The 20,938-nt window shown below is 70.7% G+C and carries 19 protein-coding genes and 1 tRNA gene; 12 read left to right on the plus strand and 8 right to left on the minus strand.

The features are described from left to right. Positions 1-119 precede the first annotated feature (119 nt). Positions 120-1,577: an aminopeptidase P family protein gene (locus AB0F56_RS07430; protein WP_362005199.1), complete on the plus strand. Its 1,458-nt coding sequence runs from the start codon at positions 120-122 to the stop codon at positions 1,575-1,577. An 87-nt stretch (positions 1,578-1,664) separates the two neighbouring features. Here AB0F56_RS07430 and AB0F56_RS07435 read toward each other — a convergent pair whose 3' ends face one another. Next, positions 1,665-2,111, minus strand: a complete 447-nt coding sequence (locus AB0F56_RS07435; protein ID WP_362005201.1) for an ATP-binding protein — start codon at positions 2,109-2,111, stop codon at positions 1,665-1,667. 221 nt (positions 2,112-2,332) lie between these two features. Between AB0F56_RS07435 and AB0F56_RS07440 the strand changes: the two genes are divergently transcribed. The 9 genes from AB0F56_RS07440 (at position 2,333) to AB0F56_RS07480 (ending at position 12,446) form a co-directional block, all read left to right on the plus strand. After that, a complete protein-coding gene (locus tag AB0F56_RS07440; protein ID WP_362005204.1) occupies positions 2,333-3,139 on the plus strand; it encodes a hypothetical protein in 807 nt (268 codons plus the stop codon). Between the two features lie 264 nt (positions 3,140-3,403). After that, on the plus strand, positions 3,404-4,174 hold the full coding sequence (locus AB0F56_RS07445; RefSeq protein WP_362005207.1) for a YcnI family protein: 771 nt from the start codon (positions 3,404-3,406) through the stop codon (positions 4,172-4,174). Positions 4,175-4,262: 88 nt separating this feature from the next. Continuing rightward, on the plus strand, positions 4,263-5,000 hold the full coding sequence (locus AB0F56_RS07450; RefSeq protein ID WP_362005209.1) for an SCO family protein: 738 nt from the start codon (positions 4,263-4,265) through the stop codon (positions 4,998-5,000). Then, on the plus strand, positions 4,997-5,479 hold the full coding sequence (locus AB0F56_RS07455; protein WP_362005212.1) for a copper chaperone PCu(A)C: 483 nt from the start codon (positions 4,997-4,999) through the stop codon (positions 5,477-5,479). The genes AB0F56_RS07450 and AB0F56_RS07455 overlap by 4 nt, the downstream gene beginning before the upstream one ends. Before the next feature lie 24 nt (positions 5,480-5,503). Further along, positions 5,504-7,528, plus strand: a complete 2,025-nt coding sequence (locus tag AB0F56_RS07460) for a copper resistance protein CopC (protein ID WP_362005215.1) — start codon at positions 5,504-5,506, stop codon at positions 7,526-7,528. 6 nt (positions 7,529-7,534) lie between these two features. Next, positions 7,535-8,806 carry an iron uptake transporter deferrochelatase/peroxidase subunit gene (gene efeB / locus AB0F56_RS07465; protein WP_362005218.1) on the plus strand — a complete coding sequence of 424 codons (1,272 nt, stop codon included), beginning with the start codon at positions 7,535-7,537 and terminating at the stop codon, positions 8,804-8,806. A 28-nt stretch (positions 8,807-8,834) separates the two neighbouring features. Further along, positions 8,835-9,770: a prephenate dehydratase gene (gene pheA / locus AB0F56_RS07470; protein WP_362005220.1), complete on the plus strand. Its 936-nt coding sequence runs from the start codon at positions 8,835-8,837 to the stop codon at positions 9,768-9,770. Positions 9,771-10,344: 574 nt separating this feature from the next. Further along, a complete protein-coding gene (gene serS, locus AB0F56_RS07475) occupies positions 10,345-11,634 on the plus strand; it encodes a serine--tRNA ligase (RefSeq protein ID WP_362005222.1) in 1,290 nt (429 codons plus the stop codon). Beyond that, positions 11,631-12,446, plus strand: coding sequence for an HAD family hydrolase (locus AB0F56_RS07480; protein ID WP_362005224.1), 816 nt, complete (start codon positions 11,631-11,633; stop codon positions 12,444-12,446). The genes serS and AB0F56_RS07480 overlap by 4 nt, the downstream gene beginning before the upstream one ends. Positions 12,447-12,613: 167 nt before the next feature. On the opposite strand, the gene AB0F56_RS07485 is transcribed toward AB0F56_RS07480, so the two are convergent. The 3 genes from AB0F56_RS07485 to lpdA form a co-directional block, all read right to left on the minus strand. After that, positions 12,614-12,698 (minus strand) — tRNA-Ser (locus tag AB0F56_RS07485). A gap of 117 nt (positions 12,699-12,815) precedes the next feature. After that, positions 12,816-13,484 carry a rhomboid-like protein gene (locus tag AB0F56_RS07490; protein ID WP_362005226.1) on the minus strand — a complete coding sequence of 223 codons (669 nt, stop codon included), beginning with the start codon at positions 13,482-13,484 and terminating at the stop codon, positions 12,816-12,818. A gap of 114 nt (positions 13,485-13,598) precedes the next feature. Beyond that, positions 13,599-15,002, minus strand: a complete 1,404-nt coding sequence (lpdA, locus tag AB0F56_RS07495; protein WP_362005229.1) for a dihydrolipoyl dehydrogenase — start codon at positions 15,000-15,002, stop codon at positions 13,599-13,601. A 161-nt stretch (positions 15,003-15,163) separates the two neighbouring features. Between lpdA and AB0F56_RS07500 the strand changes: the two genes are divergently transcribed. Both AB0F56_RS07500 and AB0F56_RS07505 read left to right on the plus strand, forming a co-directional pair. Continuing rightward, positions 15,164-15,847, plus strand: a complete 684-nt coding sequence (locus AB0F56_RS07500; protein ID WP_362005232.1) for an FCD domain-containing protein — start codon at positions 15,164-15,166, stop codon at positions 15,845-15,847. A gap of 53 nt (positions 15,848-15,900) precedes the next feature. Then, entirely contained in the window at positions 15,901-17,127 is a 1,227-nt protein-coding gene (locus AB0F56_RS07505; protein ID WP_362005234.1) for an MFS transporter, read from the plus strand. Positions 17,128-17,190: 63 nt separating this feature from the next. Here the strand turns inward: AB0F56_RS07505 and AB0F56_RS07510 are convergent, their stop codons facing one another. From AB0F56_RS07510 to AB0F56_RS07525, 4 genes are read right to left on the minus strand one after another with little or no spacing between them, the layout of a single operon-like run. Further along, positions 17,191-17,910: an ABC transporter permease gene (locus AB0F56_RS07510; RefSeq protein WP_362005236.1), complete on the minus strand. Its 720-nt coding sequence runs from the start codon at positions 17,908-17,910 to the stop codon at positions 17,191-17,193. Between the two features lie 14 nt (positions 17,911-17,924). Next, positions 17,925-18,836: an ABC transporter ATP-binding protein gene (locus AB0F56_RS07515; RefSeq protein ID WP_362005239.1), complete on the minus strand. Its 912-nt coding sequence runs from the start codon at positions 18,834-18,836 to the stop codon at positions 17,925-17,927. Then, positions 18,833-19,729 (minus strand): ABC transporter permease, encoded by an 897-nt coding sequence (locus tag AB0F56_RS07520; protein WP_362005241.1) that lies wholly within the window; start codon positions 19,727-19,729, stop codon positions 18,833-18,835. The genes AB0F56_RS07515 and AB0F56_RS07520 overlap by 4 nt, the downstream gene beginning before the upstream one ends. Then, positions 19,726-20,694 (minus strand): ABC transporter ATP-binding protein, encoded by a 969-nt coding sequence (locus tag AB0F56_RS07525; protein WP_362006098.1) that lies wholly within the window; start codon positions 20,692-20,694, stop codon positions 19,726-19,728. The genes AB0F56_RS07520 and AB0F56_RS07525 overlap by 4 nt, the downstream gene beginning before the upstream one ends. Between the last annotated feature and the right edge of the window lie 244 nt (positions 20,695-20,938).

Here is a 20,938-nt window from a genome sequence, read left to right on the forward strand (position 1 = left end):
TTCGGGCACGTCGAGTGAGCCCCGCGTGACGCTGCGGTGACGGGTCTTCCGGCCCTGGGCCTTCTTCCGTACGACCGTACGATGGAGTGGGTTCAGCGTCGTACCAAAGGAGACCCCCCGTGGCAGACGAGCTCACCCCGGAAACCCCGGACGAGACCGAAGAGCCGATCAAGCAGCGCAAGAACGGCCTGTACCAGGGCGTGTCCGACGAGCTCGCCGAGAACATGAAGTCCGGCTGGGCGGACACCGAGCTGCACGACCTGCGGCCCATCGCCCAGGCCGCGCACACCGCCGACCGGCGCGCCGCGCTCTCCGCGCGCTTCCCCGGTGAGCGCCTGGTGATCCCCGCGGGCAACCTGAAGACGCGCTCGAACGACACCGAGTACAGCTTCCGCGCCTCGACCGAGTACGCCTACCTCACCGGCGACCAGACCGAGGACGGCGTCCTCGTCCTGGAGCCGACGAAGACCGGCCACCGGGCGACGATCTACCTGCTGCCCCGCTCCAACCGCGAAAACGGCGAGTTCTGGCTCGACGGCCAGGGCGAGCTGTGGGTCGGCCGCCGCCACTCCCTGACCGAGGCCGAGCAGCTGCTCGGCATCCCGGCCAAGGACGTCCGCGAGCTGGTCGCCGCCCTCAAGGAGGCCACCGGCCCGGTCCGCGCCGTGCGCGGTCACGACGCCGGCATCGAAGCCGCGCTGACCGACAAGGTCACCGCCGAGCGCGACGAAGAGCTGCGCGTCTTCCTCTCCGAGGCCCGTCTCGTCAAGGACGAGTTCGAGATCGCCGAGCTCCAGAAGGCCTGCGACTCCACCGCCCGCGGCTTCGAGGACGTCGTCAAGGTCCTCGACAAGGCCGAGGCGACCAGCGAGCGCTACATCGAGGGAACGTTCTTCCTGCGCGCCCGCGTCGAGGGCAACGACGTCGGCTACGGCTCCATCTGCGCCGCGGGACCGCACGCCACCACCCTCCACTGGGTGCGCAACAACGGTCCGGTCCGCTCCGGTGACCTGCTGCTCCTCGACGCCGGCGTCGAGACCAACGAGCTCTACACCGCCGACGTGACCCGCACGCTGCCGATCAACGGCCGCTACACCGAGCTCCAGCGCAAGATCTACGACGCCGTGTACGAGGCGCAGGAGGCGGGCATCGCCGCCGTCAAGCCGGGCGCCGCCTACCGCGACTTCCACGACGCCGCCCAGCGCGTGCTCGCCGAGAAGCTCGTCGAGTGGGGCCTGGTCGAGGGCCCCGTGGACCGCGTCCTGGAGCTCGGCCTCCAGCGCCGCTGGACCCTGCACGGCACCGGCCACATGCTCGGCATGGACGTCCACGACTGCGCCGCCGCGCGCACCGAGGCGTACGTCGACACCACGCTCGAGCCGGGCATGTGCCTGACCGTCGAGCCGGGGCTCTACTTCCAGGCCGACGACCTGAGCGTGCCGGAGGAGTACCGGGGCATCGGCATCCGGATCGAGGACGACATCCTCGTCACGGAGGACGGCAACCGGAACCTCTCCGACTCCCTGCCGCGCCGGTCCGAGGAAGTCGAGGCGTGGATGGCCGGCCTGAAGGGCTGAGCCTGGACTCGCACCTGTGACGGGAGGGGCCCCCACCGACGACGGTCGGCGGGGCCCCTCCCGTACGTATGGGGGCGGGGAGCTGCTTCAGGTCAGCGCCAACGGCGCGTCAGCGCGCCACTTCACGATCTTGTCGAAGCTGACCAGCGCCCCGCCCCGGCCCGTGCGGCCGAAGTGGACGTGGTCCGCGAGTTCCTCGATCAGCCGCAGCCCGCGCCCGCTCTCCGCGTCCGAGGCGACGGCGGCAGCGGGGCGCGCCACACCGGCGAAGCCCGGGCCCGCGTCCGCGACCTCGATACGACAGGTCTCGCCGTCCAGATAGGCCGTGACCCGGTACGCCTCCGAAGCCGGGCCGGAACCGGTGGCTCCGCCGTGCTCGACGGCGTTGGCGCATGCCTCGGTCAGGGCCACCGACAGGTCGTAGGAGACATCGGGGTCGACCCCGGCCGTCTCCATCGTGCCGAGCAACAGCCGCCGGGCGAGCGGAACGCTCGCGGCCTCGCGCCTCAGATGGAGGGACCACCAGATGCTCATGCTTCAGCCTCCTGGCTGCGGCTCGACATGCTGCGGCGCGACATACCGTTACCTATTGCCACGCCTGGAGGTCCGTAAGCCCCTGGGAGCCAGAAGAGCGCTCGTTCAGCGGATGTGCGCACACCGTGCGCCGGTGTATGTCCCGCCCGAAGAGGCCGAAATGCGATCTTCCGGACCTGCCGCATGGAGGGACGGGGCCTGGTGCGATGATGTCTCCCGCCATGTCTGCCCCCGCGCTCGCGCCACGTCTGCTGAGGGCCGCGGTGTTCACCGCGGTCTGCGTCGTGCTGTCCGGCCTCGGGCACGCGATCGCCGCCTGCGCGGGGATCGCTCTGTGGACTCTGGTCGCCGGGTTCCTGTTGATCTTCGGCGTCACCGTGCTCTTCGCCGGACGGGAACGCTCGCTGCCCGTCATCGTCGCGGCCCTGACCGGTGGACAGCTCGGGCTGCACGTCCTGTTCGGGCTCGGGCAGCGGCCGCTCTCGGTCTCCGCCCTGGGGCCGGCCACCGACGACGCGCTGATCCGGATGGCCGCGAAGCTCGTCTGCGGCCCGACCACGGCCCCCATGAGCGCCGCGGACGCCACCCGGATCCTCGCCGACGCGGGCGTCGACCCGGCCTCCGCCGCCACCCACGCGCACCCCGGCCACGCCGCCCATCTGGCGACCGGGGCGGCCGCGCAGAGCGGCGAGCTCCTGCCCAACCTGCCGATGGTGCTCGGTCACTTGCTGGCCGCGCTCGCCACCGGCTGGCTGCTGCGCCGCAGCGACCTGGCCCTCCGCCGGCTCGCCCGGCTCTCCGCGCACGGGGCGACCGAGCTCGCCGAATGCGCCTTCGTACGCTCCCTGCGCGCCGCCCTGACGCTCGTACGGGCACTCCTCACCGGCCTTCCCGGGCTTCCGGCGGCCGAGCCGCGCCGGCCCGCCAGGACCGGCGACGACGCCTCACCGCCGTCCGGCGCGGAGGCACTCCAGCACACGGTCATCCGGCGCGGGCCGCCCGCCTCCGCCCTCGCCCTCGCGGCCTGACGCGGACCGCCGACGCCCCCTGAGGGACCGCTCGCGGACCGCTCATCGAGGGCGGAACCGCCCGCTGCCCTTCGTACGCCGCGTACGCCGTACCCGGATCTCACCGTTCCGTACGACCCCGTTGCGTACGACCGGCACACGTACGACCGGCACCTGTACGACCGGCCCCGTACCACCAGCACCCGCACGTACCCGGATCGCAAGCCTCCGGTCGTCGGCGTGCCGGAGCCCCGACCCCTCTCCCGAGCTGGAGTGTCTTCTGCCATGAACGTTTCCCGTATCGCCGCCACCGGCGGCATCGCCCTCTCCTCCGTCGTGCTGCTCTCCGGCACCGCGTTCGCGCACGTCGGCGTGCAGCCGCAGGGCGAGGCCGCGAAGGGCGGCTACGCGACCGTCAACGTCAAGGTCCCCAACGAGCGCGACAACGCCTCCACCGTCAAGGTCGAGGTCAACTTCCCGGCCAACCACCCGCTCGCCTCGGTGATGCCGCAGCCCGTCCCCGGCTGGAAGGCCGAGGTCACCAAGTCCAAGCTCGCCAAGCCGCTGGAGCTGCACGGCAAGACCATCAACGAGGCCGTCACCAAGGTCACCTGGACCGCCGAGGGCGGCGCGAAGATCGGCCCCGGCCAGTTCCAGCAGTTCCCGCTCTCCCTCGGCCAGCTGCCGGAGAACGCCGACCAGCTCGTCATCAAGGCCATCCAGACCTACGACAACAACGAGGTCGTCCGCTGGATCGAGGAGCCCAAGGAGGGCGCCGCCGAGCCCGAGCACCCCGCTCCCGTCCTGAAGCTCTCCGCGGCCAAGGACGACCACCACGGCGGCGGCGCCACGACGGACCCGAAGACCGACGAGAAGGCCGGTCACGACCACAAGTCGGACGCCAAGGCCGAGGACGGGAAGGGCCACACCGAGTCCGCCTCCTCCGCGTCCGACAGCAGTGACACCACCGCGCGCGTGCTCGGTGTCGTCGGCATCCTCATCGGCGTCGCGGGCGTCGCCTTCGGTCTGCTCGCCGGCCGTCGCCGCTCTGCCTGACCCTGCGCCCTGAGGGCGCAGAGGGACCAGAGAGACCGACGGACACGCGAGTCACGAGAGACACGAGAGAACCGAGAGAGCACGTTCCATGTCAGTCCAGAAATCGGCCGACCCGGCCACCGACGAGCGGGCCAGGCCCAGCCGCCGCGCACCCCTGATCGCCGCCGCCGTCGCGGTCGTCGCCGCCCTCGCGGTGACGGTCGCGGTCGGCCTCGGCGGCGGAGACGACAAGGCGGGCGGTTCCGGGAACGGAGCCGTCGCCGAGGTCTCCACCGAAGGCGGCAGCGGCAGCGACAAGGCGGCGACCGTCCTCGACCGCCCCTTCACCAAGCCCGACCTGGTCCTCACGGACACCAAGGGCCAGAAGTTCGACCTCCGCGCGCAGACCAAGGGCAAGCCGACGCTGATCTACTTCGGCTACACGCACTGCCCCGACGTCTGCCCGCTGACGATGAGCAACATCGCCATCGCCAAGAAGCAGCTCCCCAAGGCCGACCAGGACAAGCTCCAGGTCGTCTTCGTCACCACCGACCCCGAGCGGGACACCCCGGCCGAACTGGCCAAGTGGCTGCCCGCCGCCGGCGACCCGGCCTTCATCGGCCTCACCGGCGACTTCCCCGCGATCCAGGCCGGCGCCCGTTCCATGGGCATCGGCATCGATCCGGCGAAGAAGGAGAAGGACGGCTCGGTCGTCTCCATGCACGGAGCACAGGTGATCGCGTTCTCGCCCACGACCGACCAGGGCTACGTCCTGTACGGCGAGGACACGACCGTCGACGACTACGCCAAGGATCTGCCAAAGCTCGTCAAGGGGGAGAACCCGTGAACCGCCGCACCACCGTCCTGTCCACCACCGCCGTCGCCCTCGCGGCCGCCCTGGCGCTGTCCGGATGCTCGTCCGACAGCTCCGCCGACGGCGCCGCCAAGGCCGACGGCAAGCCCGAACTGAAGGTCAGCGGCGCGTTCATGCCGCAGCCCGTGATGGACATGGCCGGCGGATTCCTGACCATCAAGAACGAGAGCGGCACCGCCGACAAGCTCACCTCCGTCACGAGCCCCCTCTCGGACGACGTCCAGATCCACGAGACGAAGAACCAGAAGATGCAGCAGGTGAAGTCCTTCGACATCCCCGCGAACGGCGAACTCGACCTCGAACGTGGCGGCAGCCACATCATGTTCATGGGGCTGAAGACCAAGCCGAAGCAGGGCGAGAAGGTCAGCATCGAGCTGCACTTCGAGAAGGCCGACCCCATCAAGGTCGACCTTCCCGTCGAGGCCGCCACCCACAACCCGAAGCAGCACTGAGCTACTTGAGGGACTGACACACACATGCCCACCACCACCGCCCCGCGCCTCGGAACCGCCCTGGCCCGGCTGCTGCTCGTCGCGGCCGCACTCCTCGGCGCGCTGCTCGCCGGCGCCGCCCCCGCGTCCGCGCACGCCGCGCTGACCGGCAGCGACCCGCAGGACGGGGCGGTGGTCGCCACCGCCCCCAAGGACGTCAACCTCACCTTCTCCGAGCAGGTCGCCATGGGCGGCGACTCGATCCGGGTCCTCGACCCCGCCGGGAACCGGGTCGACACCGGAGAGATCCGCGACCTGTGCAGCGGCAACATCATCCGGTACGGAGTCGGCCTCCGCTCCGGACTGCCCGAGGGCACCTACACCGTGGCCTGGCAGGCCGTCTCCGCCGACAGCCACCCCATCGCCGGCGCCCTCACCTTCTCCGTCGGCGCCCCCTCCGAGACCTCCGTCGCCCTCCCCGAGCAGTCGGTCGGCGGCGGCCTTGTCGGCGCGCTCTACGGCATCGCCCGCTATCTCTCGTACGCGGCCTTCACCGTCCTCGTCGGCGGCAGCGCCTTCGTCCTCGCCTGCTGGCCGCGCGGCGCGAGCGTCCGGCCCATCCAGCGGCTCGTCGTCCGCGGGTGGCTCACGCTCACCGCGGCCACCCTGGTGATGCTGCTGCTGCGCAATCCGTACACCGGCTCCGGCGAGCTCGGCGACGCCTTCGACCTCGGCGGGCTCAAGTCCGTCCTGGAGACGAAGACCGGCGCCGCGCTCATCTCCCGGCTGATGCTGCTCGGCGCGGCCGCGCTCTTCGTCGCCGTGCTCTTCGGGGCGTACACCAAGCGGACGGACCCGAAGGAGAAGAAGGACCTCACCTTCGGGCTCGCGATCGGCGGCACCGTGGTGGCCGCCGGCATCGCGGGCACCTGGGCGCTCGCCGAGCACGCCTCCACCGGCATCCAGCCGGGCATCGCGATGCCCGTCGACCTCCTGCACCTGCTGGCGGTGGCCGCCTGGCTGGGCGGCCTCACCACGCTGCTCGTCGCCCTGTACCGCGGGCCCGGCATCGAGCGGGCCGCGGTGGAACGGTTCTCGAAGATCGCCTTCGGTTCGGTCGTCGTCCTGGCGGCGACCGGGCTCTACCAGTCCTGGCGGCAGGTCGGCTCCTGGTCCGCCCTGACGGGCACGGCGTACGGCCGGCTCCTCCTGGTCAAGATCGGCCTGGTGGCCGTCCTGCTGGGCATCGCCTGGATATCCCGCCGCTGGACCCAACGCCTGGGAGCACCGGCGGTGCACCGGGCGACGGACGAGACGGCCGAGGCGGACGGGACGGCGGAGGCCGAGGGAACGGCCCAGGCGGAGGAGACGGCGGAGGCCGACGGGACGGCACAGGCCGAGGAGACTCCCGAGGGCGACGATGCGGCCGAGGAGGGCAAGGACTCCGAGAAGGACCAGGAGTCCGGCGCCACCGGCGGCGACGCCGTCGACCCCGTACGCGCCGCCCAGCTCGCCCGGCAGCGGGCCGCCGTCGCCACCGCCCGCACCAAGCGGGACCGCGACGCCGACCCCGAGCGGACCGGTCTGCGCCGCTCCGTCATGACCGAGGCCTTCGTCGCCGTGGTCCTGCTCGCCGTGACGACGGTCCTGACGTCGACCGAGCCCGGCCGTACGGAGGAAGAGGCCGGGCGTTCGCAGTCCGCCTCGGGCTCGACCGCCGTGCCCGAGCGGCCCGTGGACATCCGGCTGCCCTTCGACACCGGCGGCGTCAACGGCAAGGGGACGGTACGGCTCAGCCTCGACCCGGGCAGGACCGGCGCCAACGCGCTGCACGTCTTCGTCGACGGCCCGGACTCCCGCCCGCTGGACGTTCCCGAGCTGAAGGTCGCCTTCACCCTGAAGGCGAAGGCCATCGGCCCGCTGCCGGTCGTCCCCGACCGCATCCAGGCCGGTCACTGGAGCGCCAGCGGGGTGCAGATCCCGATGGCCGGCGAGTGGCAGATCCAGGTCACGGTCCGCACCTCCGACATCGACCAGACCACCATCGACAAGAACGTGAAGATCGGCTGACCTTTCGTGAGCAACGACGACGACAACCTTGAGATCTCCCGGCGGCGGCTTCTCGGCACGGTCGGCGCAGCGGGCGCGGCCGGTCTCGCGCTCGGTGCCGCAGGCGGCGCCGGGGTGTACGCGGCGGCCGCCGATTCCGGCTCCTCGGCCTCCGGCGCGGGCGGTGCAACCGCGCTGACGACGGTCGGTGCGACGGAGGCGGTGTTTCACGGGAAACATCAGGCGGGGATCACTACTCCTCTTCAGTCACGCGGCCATCTGATCGCCTTCGACCTGGCGCCCGGCGCGGGCCGCAAGGAAGCCGCGGCCCTGCTGCGGCGCTGGTCGGCGACGGCCAAGGCCCTGATGGCGGGCGAGCCCTCGGCCGACGACACCGGCATCGCCCTCGACGCCGGTCCCTCCTCTCTCACGGTCACCTTCGGTTTCGGTCACTCCTTCTTCGGGCGTACGGGACTCACGGCCCGCCGCCCCGCGCAGCTCGACGCGCTGCCCGCCTTCTCAGCCGACGCGCTCGACCCGAAGCGGTCCGAGGGCGACCTCTGGGTACAGATCGGCGCCGACGACGCCCTCGTCGCCTTCCACGCGCTGCGCGCGCTGCAGAAGGACGCCGGAGCGGCCGCGAAGGTCCGCTGGCAGATGAACGGCTTCAACCGCTCGGCGGGCGCCACCGCCAAGCCGATGACCGCCCGCAACCTCATGGGCCAGGTCGACGGCACCGGCAATCCGAAGCCCTCCGAACCCGACTTCGACCAGCGGATCTTCGTCCCCCAGGGCACCTCGGGGCCGCAGGACTGGATGGCCGGAGGCTCGTACGCCGTCGTCCGCCGGATCCGCATGCTGCTCGACGACTGGGAGCGGCTCCCGCTGGACAAGCAGGAGAAGGTCATCGGCCGGCGGAAGTCCGACGGCGCGCCCCTGACCGGCGGGACCGAGACCACCGAGCTCGACCTGGACAAGACCGGCCCCGACGGCAAGCTCGTCATCCCGGACAACGCCCACTCCCGGATCTCCGCCCCCGAACAGAACGGCGGAGCCGCCATGCTGCGGCGTCCCTTCTCCTTCCACGACGGCATCGGTCCGGACGGCACACCCGACGCCGGGCTGCTCTTCATCTGCTGGCAGGCCGACCCGCTCCGGGGCTTCGTGCCCGTCCAGCGCAAGCTCGACCGGGGCGACGCGCTCTCGCCCTTCGTCCGGCACGAGGCGAGCGGCCTGTTCGCCGTGCCGGGCGGGGCCGCGGAGGGCGAATACGTGGGTCAGCGGCTTCTGGAGTCCTGAGCCGGCCCGCGCCTATTAGGGTGACCGTATGTCAGCCACCCGGTATACGTATCTCGGTCCCGAAGGCACGTTCACGGAGGCCGCGCTGCGTACGCTGCCCGAGGCCGCGACCCGGGAACTCGTCCCCATGGTCTCCGTCCCGGCCGCCCTGGACGCCGTACGCAACGGGGAGGCGGCTGCCGCGCTCGTACCGATCGAGAACTCGGTGGAGGGCGGGGTCACCGCCACCTTGGACGAGCTGGCCTCGGGCGAACCGCTGATGATCTACCGCGAGGTGCTCCTGCCGATCGCCTTCGCGCTGCTCGTGCGGCCGGGGACCACACTCGGCGAGATCAAGACGGTCACCGGTCACCCGGTGGCGCAGCCGCAGGTACGGAACTGGCTGCGGACCCACCTGCCCGACGCCCTGTGGGAGTCGGCGGCCTCGAACGCGGACGGTGCCCGGCTGGTGCAGGAGGGCCGGTTCGACGCGGCCTTCGCGGGCGAGTTCGCGGCGACGACCTACGGCCTGGAGGCCCTGGTCACGGAGATCCACGACGCGGAGAACGCCGAGACCCGGTTCGTCCTGGTGGGCCGGCCGGCCCGGCCCTCGGCGCCGACCGGGGCGGACAAGACGTCGGTGGTGCTGTGGCTGGGTGATGACCATCCGGGTGCCCTCCTCGAGCTGCTTCAGGAATTCGCGGTGCGCGGGGTGAACCTGATGTTGATCCAGTCCCGTCCGACGGGCGCCGGCATCGGGAACTACTGCTTCGCCGTGGACGCCGAGGGCCATATCTCGGACCGGCGCGTGGGCGAGGCGCTGATGGGGCTCAAGCGGATCTGCCCGAAGGTGCGCTTCCTCGGGTCGTACCCGCGGGCGGGCGTCGCGAGGGGGGATGTGGCCACGCTGCGGCGCGGGACGTCGGACGCGGAGTTCATGGCTGCCTCCGATTGGCTGGCGAGGGCCCAGGACGGTCGGGCCTGAATCGATCGTGCCCCACCGCCCCCTCTGCCGGGGGCGGTCGTCCACAGGCACGGACCACTAGTCCTACCTGCATATTTTCGACCCCCACACAGAGTTATCCACAGGCACCTCGCCCGCCCTGGGGACAAGTCGATACGGCGCTCCGCCAAGGTCGACAAATCTCCCCAGTCGGCATCCGTTCACCCACAGGGCGCAGATCAGCCCGCGTCACCCCCGTTCCATTGATCAACTCTTTAGAGCGAGGAATTCCCACTCGGACGAGTGTGCGCAGCGGGTTTGATCATCATTACGCCCAGGAATTCGTTCACCATCCACAGAAGTTCCGCACAGCCTGTGGAAAACTCCACGGGGCTCGCGCCCGCTGTGGAGAAGTCCGGCGAAGCCCGGGGGAAGTCCCTTGATCCACAGGGCGGTTCGGTCAAGGAACGGACACCGATCCGCCCCTTTTCGGGGGTCCCTGCACCGTTTATTGACGAATAGGGAGAGCGTTTCCCAATACCGGCAATTCGGGCAAAGCGACACGCACGGCTATATCGGGTGGGGTGGCGCGAGCCCGCACCGGTAGCCTGGTGGGGTGATTGACCTTCGCCTGCTCCGTGAGGACCCCGACCGTGTTCGCGCCTCCCAGCGCGCCCGTGGAGAGGACGTCGCACTCGTCGACGCCCTGCTCTCCGCCGATGAGCGGCGCAGGTCGTCCGGCGTCCGCTTCGACGAGCTCCGTTCCGAGCAGAAGGCGCTCGGCAAGCTGATCCCCAAGGCCTCCCCCGAGGAGCGCGCCGAGCTCCTGCAGAAGGCCGAGCAGCTCAAGACCGACGTCAAGGCCGCCGAGGCCGAGCAGAACGAGGCCGACGAGACCGCGCGCGCCCTCCTGCTCCAGCTCGGCAACATCGTCCACGCGGACGTGCCGGTCGGCGGCGAGGAGGACTTCGTCGTCCTGGAGACGCACGGCACCGTCCGCGACTTCGCGGCCGAGGGCTTCGAGCCCAAGGACCACCTGGAGCTGGGCGAGGCGCTGGGCGCCATCGACGTCGAGCGGGGCGCCAAGGTCTCCGGCTCGCGCTTCTACTACCTCACGGGCGTCGGCGCCCTGCTGGAGCTGGCCCTCGTCAACGCGGCGATCGCGCAGGCGACCGAGGCCGGCTTCATCCCCATGCTGACCCCGGCGCTGGTCCGCCCGCGTGCCATGGAGGGCACCGGCTTCCTCGGCCAGGCCGCGGAGAACGTGTACCACCTGGAGAAGGACGACTTCTACCTCGTCGGCACGTCCGAGGTGCCCCTCGCGGCGTACCACATGGACGAGATCATCGACGCCGACAAGCTGCCGCTGCGCTACGCCGGCTTCTCGCCGTGCTTCCGCCGCGAGGCCGGCACGTACGGCAAGGACACCCGGGGCATCTTCCGGGTCCACCAGTTCGACAAGGTCGAGATGTTCTCGTACGTGGCTCCCGAGGACGCCGAGAACGAGCACAAGCGGCTCCTCGACTGGGAGAAGCAGTGGCTCACCAGCCTCGAACTGCCCTTCCAGGTCATCGACGTGGCCACCGGCGACCTCGGCTCCTCCGCCTCGCGCAAGTTCGACTGCGAGGCGTGGATCCCCACGCAGGGCAAGTACCGCGAGCTGACGTCCGCGTCGAACTGCGACGGCTTCCAGGCCCGCCGCCTGTCCGTGCGGATGCGCGACGAGCGGAACGGCAAGAAGGTCGTGCAGCCGCTGGCCACGCTCAACGGCACCCTGTGCGCCGTACCGCGCACGATCGTGGCGATCCTGGAGAACCACCAGCTCCCGGACGGCTCGGTGCGCGTGCCGGAGGTCCTCCGGCCGTACCTGGGCGGCCGCGAGGTCCTGGAGCCGATCTCCAAGTGAGCCCCTTCCCGTACAAGCTCGTCGCGACGGACCTCGACGGCACGCTGCTGCGCGCCGACGAGTCGGTCTCGGACCGTACGCGTGACGCCCTCGCCGCCGTGGTGGCGGCGGGGGCCGCGCACATCGTGGTCACCGGCCGATCCGTCCCCTGGACCCGGCACATCCTCGACGACCTCGGCTACGAGGGGCTCGCGGTGTGCGGTCAGGGCGCGCAGGTCTACCACGCGGGCGAGCACCGGCTGCTGACCTCGGTGACCCTGGACCGGCAGCTGGCGGGCCTGGCGCTCTCGAAGATCGAGGCCGAGGTGGGCCCGCTGGCCCTGGCCGCGAGCCGCGACGGCCTGGACGGCGAGGTGCTGATCAGCCCCGGCTACCGGGTGCAGGAGGGGCCGCTGCCGTACGTCCCGTTCGAAGACCCGGCGGAGCTGTGGTCCGCCCCGCTGAACAAGGTCTACATCCAGCACCCCACCCTCTCCGACGACGAGCTGGCGGGGGCCGCCCGGCAGACGATCGGCAGCCTGGTGGACGTGGTCATGGCCGGCCCGGGGGTCGTGGAGATCCTCCCGCTGGGCCTCAGCAAGGCCACCGGCCTGTCGCTCGCCGCCCGCCGTCTCGGCGTGAAGGCGGCCGACACGATCGCCTTCGGCGACATGCCCAACGACATCCCGATGTTCGGCTGGGCGGCGCGGGGCGTGGCGATGGCGAACGCGCACGAGGAACTGAAGGCGGTCGCCGACGAGGTGACGACCTCGAACGAGGACGACGGCATCGCGGTGGTCCTGGAGCGCCTGCTGACCTCTGACCGGGCGTAGGGACGGGTTCCCACGTCTGACCGGGCGTAGGGACGGATTCCCACGTCTGACCGGGCGTAGGGACGGATTCCCACGTCTGACCGGGCGTAGGGACGGATTCCCACGTCTGACCGGGCGTAGGGACGGATTCCACATCTGGCCGGCGTACGGGCGGGTTTCCACAGCGGCGGAGGATGCGCGGATCGAACGCGCGCGGGGGTGACCCCGACGACGGCTTAGCAAGCCGCTGCCTTACCACTCGGCCAATCCTCCGGGTGGGCGGCCCGCGCGGAGAACCCGCGCGCTCGAAGCGGCCGCCCCGGCGGCGCTAGGGGGCGCCGCCCTGCAGGGAGCTCGACGGACTCGAACTCCGGCTCGAACTGGTGTCGGTCATGGTCGTGCTCCTCCCCGGTCTCGTGGCGGGCGTCTCCCGCACAACCAGTGTGCGGGCGGCGGACCTTCGTAGGCCAATGAATTACCGCGCGGGCCGACGCCCCTCGTCAGCGGCCAGAACGCGAGACCGATGGCCAGCGAGATCGCGTGCCCCAGATCCGTGTACGTATGACTCGTGCACAGCGGTACGGCGAAGAAGGCCACCGCTCCCGCCAGATAGAGCCACCGCCAGGGGCGCGGGATCCGGTACGTCAGGATGCCGATCGAGGCCGCGAGCCCGTAGCTGACCCCGATGTCGACGACGTGCGCCATGCTGCGCGGCACGTCGTGGTCCTGGATCGCCTCCAGGACGACCTTCTGGCTGATGAGCGTCGCCGCGATGTGCGCCGTGGCGACCACGACGAACCAGCGCAGCGTGCCGAGCCAGCGCTCGACCGGCGCGTGGAAGACCTCGAACAGCACCGCGTACAGGGCGAAGTCCGCCGGGTCGACGATCCAGAAGGCGCTGCCGAGCAGCGCCCGGAGCGGGTGGTGCGAGAGCTGGTAGAGGTTGCTGCTGTTGCGGTGCAGGAGGTAGTGCTCCAGACCGTCGGAGGACAGCGCGATGACCAGGCTGGTGATCGCGATGACGAGCAGCCACAGATGCGTACCGGGTGACGAACGCACCCACGACCTGATCGGTCGGGACGGTTCGCCACCCGGCTCGCCACCAGGTACGGCGGCGGGGAGGGGTTCACGCGGCACATTCCGTGCCTATCACCCCAAGCTGCGGGAAACCACTCAGAAGTTGATCATGTGGCCCGCGAGGCCGTGGATCGCTTCCTTCACGGCCTCGCCCAGGGTCGGGTGCGCGTGGACGTTGCGCGCGACCTCGTTGACCGTCAGGTCCCACTGCTGCGCCAGCGTCAGCTCGGGCAGCAGCTCGGTGACGTCGGGGCCGATCAGGTGGGCGCCGATGATCTCGCCGTACTGCGCGTCGGCGATGATCTTGACGAAGCCGGTCGAGTCGCCGAGGCCGTGCGCCTTGCCGTTCGCGGTGAACGGGAACTTGGCGACCTTGACGTCGTACCCCTTCTCCCGCGCCTGCGCCTCGGTCCAGCCGAAGCTGGCGATCTGCGGCTGGCAGTAGGTGGCGCGCGGGATCATCGGGTAGTCGAGCTCCATGGTCTCGGCGTCCCCGATGGTCTCGGCGGCGACGACACCCATGGCCTCGGCGGTGTGCGCGAGCATCAGCTTCGCGGTGACGTCACCGATGGCGTAGATGTGCGGCACGTTGGTGCGGCAGCGGCCGTCGACCTCGATGGCGCCGCGCTCGGTGAGCGCCACACCGGTGCTCTCCAGGCCGAAGCCGGAGACGTTCGGGGCGAAGCCGATGGCCTGCAGGACCTTGTCGGCCTCCAGGACCTTCTGCGCGCCGTCCTTGCCGGTGACCGTGACACGGACCTGCGGGCCGGACTCGTCGATCGTCTCGACGCGGGTCGAGGTGAGGACGTCGATGCCGAGCTTGCGGTACTGCTTGGCCAGCTCCTTGGAGACGTCCGCGTCCTCCAGCGGCGCGATCCGGTCGAGGAACTCGACGATCGTGACCTTCACGCCGTAGTTGTGGAGCACGTACGCGAACTCGATGCCGATCGCGCCGGCGCCCGCGATGATGATCGACTGCGGCACGTCCTCGGCGAGGATCTGCTCCTCGTACGTCACCACGCGCTCGCTGCGGGCGGTGCCCGGCAGCAGACGCGGAGTGGCGCCGGTGGCGATGATGCAGTTGTCGAACGTGATCGTCTGCGCGGTGCCGTCGGCCTTGTTCACCTGCAGGGTGTTCGCGTCGAGGAAGGTGCCCCGGCCGTCGAACTCCGTGATGTTGTTCTTCTTCATCAGGAAGTGGACGCCCTTGACCCGGCCGTCCGCGACCGTGCGGCTGCGGCGGAACGCCTCGCCGTAGTCGAAGGAGACCGTGCCGTCGACCTTGATGCCGAAGGTCTTGGCCTCGTGGTTGAAGATGTGGGCCAGTTCGGCGTTGCGCAGCAGCGCCTTTGTGGGGATGCAGCCGACGTTCAGGCAGACACCGCCCCAGTACTTCTCTTCGACGACCGCGACCCGCTTGCCCAGCTGGGCGGCGCGGATGGCGGCGACGTAGCCGCCGGGGCCAGCTCCGAGTACGACGACGTCGAAGCGGTCTGACATGACTGACTCCCGAGGGTGGTGAGGGTGTTCGTGTCCCGTACGGGCCCACAGTAGTCCGGCCTCTCCCGGGCGGCCCCGGGAGCCGGGGAGGGCGAGCGGGGGCGCGTTCGTGCAGTTGTAGGATGACTGGGCAACCGGGCGAATGAGTGGACGGAGTGGTGATGGCGGCGCTGAAGGCGGCGGGGCGGACCTCGCTGGTGGACTCGGTCGTCGAGCAGTTGCGGGAGCAGCTCGCGGCGGGAGAGTGGCCGGTCGGCGAGCGCATCCCGACCGAGCACGAGCTCGCCGAGCAGCTGGGCGTCGGCCGCAACACGGTCCGCGAGGCGATCCGGGTCCTGGTGCACGCGGGGCTTCTTGAGCCGCGTCAGGGCAACGGCACCTTCGTCCGGTCGACCGCCGACCCCGCCGCCGTACTGCGCGGCATGCGCCACGCGGGCGCGCGGGACGTCCTGGAGCTGCGGGTGGCCCTGGAGGCGGAGGCGGCGCGCCTCGCGGCGGTACGGAGGGACACCCACGACCTGCTGCGGCTGCGGGCCGCGCTGACCACCCTGCGCGAGGAGGGCGACCGCGACGCGGACGCCGACCTCGCCTTCCACCTGGCCGTCGTCTCCGCCACGCACAACGCGGCCTTCACGGAGGTGTACCGCTTCTTCTCCACCCAGGTCCACGAGGTCCTCGTGGACGCGCTCGGCGACCGCGAGATGCCGCCGGTCGACATCGACGCGCACGAGGCGCTGGTCGCGGCGATCGAGTCGGGCGACGCGGAAGCCGCGGAGGCGGGGGCGCGGGAGCTGCTGCGGGTGCCGATGGAGACGGTGGCGGCGCTGACGGGGGAGTCGCGGTGAGGGCTGCTGGCACTGCCGTCGGGCCTGAACCCGGGACCACACCGGTCCTCGACGTGCGGGCGGAGAAACGGCCCTCAGGGCGGCGCGCCTGGTTCGCGCACCCGCTGCTGCTCATTGCCGCGATCGTGCTGGCCTCGCTCAACATGCGGGCGGCCCTGGCGAGCGTGGCGCCCCTGGTGGGCGAGATCGCGGCGGAGTTCGGCCTGTCGTCGACGGCCAGTTCGCTGCTGACGTCCGTGCCGGTGCTCTTCCTCGGCGCGGGCGCGCTCGTCGCGCCGTGGCTGGGGCGGCGCCTCGGCGTCGAGGCGGTGCTGCTCGGAGCGCTCGTGCTGCTCGGCGCCGGCATCCTCGTACGGGTCCTGCCGTCGGTGTACGCGCTGTACGGCGGCGGTGTCCTGGTCGGTACGGCGATCGCCCTGCTCAACGTCTTGATGCCGGGCCTGATCAAGCGGGACTTCCCCGACCGGGCCGCGTCGATGACCTCGCTCTACACGGGCGCGATGATCGCGGGCGCCACGGTCGTCGCAGCGGCCTCGGTGCCGTTGGAGGAGGCGTTCGACGGGAGTTGGGAGGCGTCGCTCGCCTTCTGGTCGCTGCTCGCCGCGCTCGCGGCGACGGCCTGGCTGCCTCAGGTGCTGCTCGCCAAGGGCGGTGCGCGACAGGGGAGTCGTACGGGACACGGTGTGCGCACTACCGCCGCTCCCGGGACGCGGAGCGTCTGGCGGTCAGCGCTCGCCTGGCAGGTGACCCTCTTCATGGGCCTGCAGTCACTCTGGACGTACGTCCTGATCGCCTGGATGCCGACGATCTTCACGGACCACGGCATGAGCCGCTCGACGGCCGGAGTGATCTTCGCCTTCAACAACCTGACCCAGGTGGCAGGCGCCTTCGCCGTGCCGCTGCTCGCCGGCCGGATGCGGAGCCAGCGTCCGCTGGTCGTCCTCGTCACGACGCTGGTCGCGGCGGGGTACGCGGGGCTGCTCACCGCGCCCGTGCAGGGGGCCTGGCTGTGGTCCGCGCTCCTCGGCGTCGGACAGGGCGGGGCGGTCGGCCTCGCCCTCACCCTGATCGTGCTCCGGGCGGGCGACGCGGTGACCGCGTCCCGGCTCTCGGGGATGGCCCAGACGGTCGGCTACCTGCTGGCGGCAGCAGGGCCGTTGGCCGCCGGTGCGGTCCACCAGGCGACCGGTTCGTGGACGGTGCCGATCGCCCTGGTGCTGTGCGTCTGCGCGGCGGCCCTGGGCGTGGGGCTCCTCGCGGCCAGGGACCGCAAGGTCTGAGTCCGCCGAGTGACGGCTAAGGGGCCCCTCCATGGGGCCCCTCGGCCGTCCTTGCTCCTGCTCCTACTCCTCGCCCGCCAGCTTCAGCGTCCGCAGCTTCTGGCCCGCGTACCAGGTCGCCAGGACCGTCACGCCGACCAGCAGCGACACGGCCAGCGGAAGACCGACGTCCGAGGTGACGAGCCCCTCGCCGCTGACCTTCTGGGCGACCGCGAGCGACCACTGCTGCACGCTGAGCGTCTTGGCCCCGTCGATCAGGGAGCCGAACAGGGTCTCCCAGACGAGCGCGTAGACAAGGCCGATGACGACCGCGTGCCGGCTGACCGTGCCGAGCAGGAGGAAGAGCGCGCTGTACGCGATGGAGGCGACCAGCGCCGCCACCGTGTACGCGACCGCCACCTGCTGGCCGTTGCCGTTGAGGATCATGCCGGCGAGGAACGTGGGCACGGCCGAGAAGGCCATGGTCACGGCGATCGCCACGATGAGCTTGGTGAAGATGATCGAGGGCCGCTTCACGGGCTTGGACAGCAGATAGACGATCGAACCGTCGTCGATCTCCGGTCCGATCGCGCCCGTTCCGGCGATGACACCGATCAGCGGCACCATCGTGGCGAGCGCGAATCCGCCGAGGACGTCGGCCGCGACCTGGTCGTCGGCTCCGTTGAACAGCCGTACCGCGGCGGCGATCAGCAGCAGGAGGGCGGGCAGCGCGAAGAGGATCAGCGCCCGCCGGCGGCCGAGGAGGGCCCGGTAGGTGAGCCGGGCGACTGTGGGGTTGTACATCGGTCAGGCTCCTTTCAGGCCGCTACGAGGTACGAGAAGACCGACTCGAGGGACTCGTCCGAGGGCGAGACCGTCAGCAGTCGGATGCCCTGCTCACGGGCGACCCGGGGCAGCAGCTCCGTGAACCGGCCGAAGTCCACCGCCTGGACGCGCAGGGCGCCTTCGGCGAGGTCGACCTCGATGCCGGCCGTGGAGGGGTCGGCGATGAGGGCCGCCGCGAGCGCCCGGTCGTCGCTGGACCGGACGAGGTAGCGGTGCGGCCGGTCCGTCATGAGCCGGCGGATCTTGCGGAAGTCGCCCGAGGCGGCGTGCCGGCCGGCGACGATCACCTCGATGTGCGAGGCCAGCTGCTCGACCTCCTCCAGGATGTGCGAGGAGAAGAGCACCGTGCGCCCTGCCGAGCCCATCCGGCGCAGCAGCTCCATCAGCTGCATGCGCTGGCGCGGGTCCATGCCGTTGAACGGCTCGTCGAGCAGCAGCACGGACGGCTCGTGGACGAGGGCCGAGGCCATCTTCACGCGCTGCCGCATGCCCTTGCTGTACGTGGCGATCTTCCGGTCCTGCGCGTACTCCATCTCGACCGTGGCGAGCGCGTGCTGGGCCTCCTTGGCGCCCAGGCCGTGCAACTCTGCGTTGGCGATGACGAATTCGCGGCCGGTGAGGAAGTCGTACATCGCTTCCCGCTCCGGTACGACGCCGATCTGCGTGTAGACGGACTCGTTCTTCCAGATCGGCTGCCCGTCGAGGGTGACGGTGCCCGTGGAGGGGGCGAGGAAGCCGCCCATCATGTTGATGAGGGTGGACTTTCCGGCGCCGTTGGGGCCGAGGAGTCCGGTGACACCGGGGCCGATCGTCATCGTCACGTCGTTGACGGCGACGACGTTGCCGAACCACCGAGAGGTGTGGTCGATGTTCAGGACAGTCACAGCCCGACCTTTCGGTAGCGGCGCATCAGCACTCCGTACGAGCCGGCGATGAGCGCGAGGACGACCAGCAGATAGACGACTCCGACGCCGGCGCCCGGCCCGACGCCTTCCCCTCCGGGGAAGGCGGTGCTGGCGCCGAGGAACGCGGTCTGCACGCCGTCGATCAGGGTGATCGGGGAGAACAGGCCCAGCCACTGGATGGCGTCGGCGTTGTCCGTGCTGTACGCGATGCCCTGGAGGGTCGAGACGGCGCCGTAGGAGATCACGAGGGTGGCGATGACGGCGGCGACGCCGAAGCCGCGGCGCGGGGTCAGCGCGGCCATGACCAGGCCGATGCCGCCGAAGAGCACCGAGAGCAGGGCGACGGAGACCAGGCCCTGGCCGAACTCGGCCGTCTGGTCGGCGAAGTTCATCTTCGCGAGCAGGGAGCCGATCCAGAGGATCAGCAGCGGGATCGCGGTCAGGACGAAGAGCGCCGAGGCCATCGCGCCGTACTTGGCGAGGACGTAGTCGACGCGCTCGATGGGGCGCGAGAAGTACAGCGGGACGGTCTTGAAGCGCAGGTCTCGGGAGACGGATTGGGGCGCCTGGGAGGCCAGGAAGAGCCCGATCACCGCCTGCATGATGATCGCGTACCGGGTGTAGTCGACCGGCAGGTCCTTGCTCTTCATGGTGACCGCGACAGCGACGATGATCAGCGCCGGGACGCACATCACAGTGAAGAGGATCATCGGCAGCACCTTGGACTTGGCGCTGCGGCCGAGTCCGTAGGAGCCGCGCAGGGACTGCGAGAAGAGTGCCCGGCGCGCGTAGGCGCGGCCGAAGCGGGGGCCGTCGTAGTTGCGGTACCCGATGTTGTGGATCTGTGTGGTCTCGGGGGCCGGGGTGCTCATCGCGCCGACACCTCCTCCTGCTTCTGCGACTGCGCGTCGGGCCGGAAGACCTCGGCGATGTGGTGGCGGCGCTGTTCCATCCGGACCAGGCCGAGACCGAGGTCGGCGACGGTGTCGCGGACCAGGTCGTACGTCTCCTCGCCGGCCGCCTCCACGAGGAGGATGTGGCCGGCACCGGGCAGACCCTCCTCCTCGCTCGCGTGGAGCGTGACACCCGCCGAGGCGAGGGCCGTGCGGAGCGCGGCCGTGCCGTCGGGGTGGGTGTCGGAGTCGGTGACCTCGACCGCCAGGGTCGTGGTGATCTGCGTGAAGTCACTGGTGGAGCTGGAGCGCAGCAGGGTCCCGCCGTCGATGACGACGACGTGGTCGCAGGTCCGCTCCAGCTCGCCGAGGAGGTGGGAGGTGACGAGGACGGAGATGCCGAAGTCGGTCCAGACCCGGCGGATCAGGCCGAGCATCTCGTCGCGGCCCACCGGGTCGAGGCCGTTGGTCGGCTCGTCGAGGAGGACCAGCTGCGGGTCGTGGACCAGCGCCTGGGCCAGCTTCACCCGCTGCTTCATGCCCGTCGAGTAGCCGCCGATGGGGCGGTAGCGCTCCTCGTACAGGCCGACGTGGCGCAGGGTGTCGGCGGTCCGCTCGCGGGCGGCGTCGGCCGGCAGGCCGGACATCCGCGCCATGTGGACGACGAACTCGGTGGCCGAGACGTCCGGCGGGAGGCAGTCGTGCTCCGGCATGTAGCCGACGCGCTCACGGATCTGGGCGCCGGACGTGGCGACGTCGAGACCCAGGACCTCGGCGCGGCCCTCCGTGGCGGGGGACAGACCGAGCAGGATCTTGATCATCGTGGACTTGCCGGCTCCGTTGGCACCCACAAGTCCGGTCACACCGGGCCCGATGTCCAGGGAGAGCCGGTCAAGAGCGGTCACCCGGGGGAACCGCTTGCTGAGGCTTTCGGTAGCGATCACAGTCACATTTCGAAGGTAGTGGTCTGCGCCACAGCAGTCGTCAGCCCAACGGCTCGATCCGTATCCGACTCCAGACGTACAAGCCCGTAGGGGAGTCGAGACCAAAGTCTTTCGCCGGACCCCGCGCGGCGAGTTTTCCACAGGGGCTCATGCACACCCCTTGACGCAGCCGCCAGGCATTGTCACATTCATCAGTGTCACGTTACGGGCACGTAGCGCACACGGATGTTCACGGGACGGACGG

Origin of the sequence: Streptomyces sp. NPDC026092 (genome assembly GCF_040638605.1) — a bacterium.
Lineage (GTDB): Bacteria > Actinomycetota > Actinomycetes > Streptomycetales > Streptomycetaceae > Streptomyces.

Coding starts and splice junctions, on each gene's coding strand:
- AB0F56_RS07435 (WP_362005201.1), bottom strand. CDS start 2,111: ATGAGCATCTGGTGGTCCCTCCATCTGAGGCGCGAGGCCGCGAGCGTT.
- AB0F56_RS07440 (WP_362005204.1), top strand. CDS start 2,333: ATGTCTGCCCCCGCGCTCGCGCCACGTCTGCTGAGGGCCGCGGTGTTC.
- AB0F56_RS07445 (WP_362005207.1), top strand. CDS start 3,404: ATGAACGTTTCCCGTATCGCCGCCACCGGCGGCATCGCCCTCTCCTCC.
- AB0F56_RS07450 (WP_362005209.1), top strand. CDS start 4,263: ATGTCAGTCCAGAAATCGGCCGACCCGGCCACCGACGAGCGGGCCAGG.
- AB0F56_RS07460 (WP_362005215.1), top strand. CDS start 5,504: ATGCCCACCACCACCGCCCCGCGCCTCGGAACCGCCCTGGCCCGGCTG.
- pheA (WP_362005220.1), top strand. CDS start 8,835: ATGTCAGCCACCCGGTATACGTATCTCGGTCCCGAAGGCACGTTCACG.
- lpdA (WP_362005229.1), bottom strand. CDS start 15,002: ATGTCAGACCGCTTCGACGTCGTCGTACTCGGAGCTGGCCCCGGCGGC.
- AB0F56_RS07500 (WP_362005232.1), top strand. CDS start 15,164: ATGGCGGCGCTGAAGGCGGCGGGGCGGACCTCGCTGGTGGACTCGGTC.
- AB0F56_RS07510 (WP_362005236.1), bottom strand. CDS start 17,910: ATGTACAACCCCACAGTCGCCCGGCTCACCTACCGGGCCCTCCTCGGC.
- AB0F56_RS07520 (WP_362005241.1), bottom strand. CDS start 19,729: ATGAGCACCCCGGCCCCCGAGACCACACAGATCCACAACATCGGGTAC.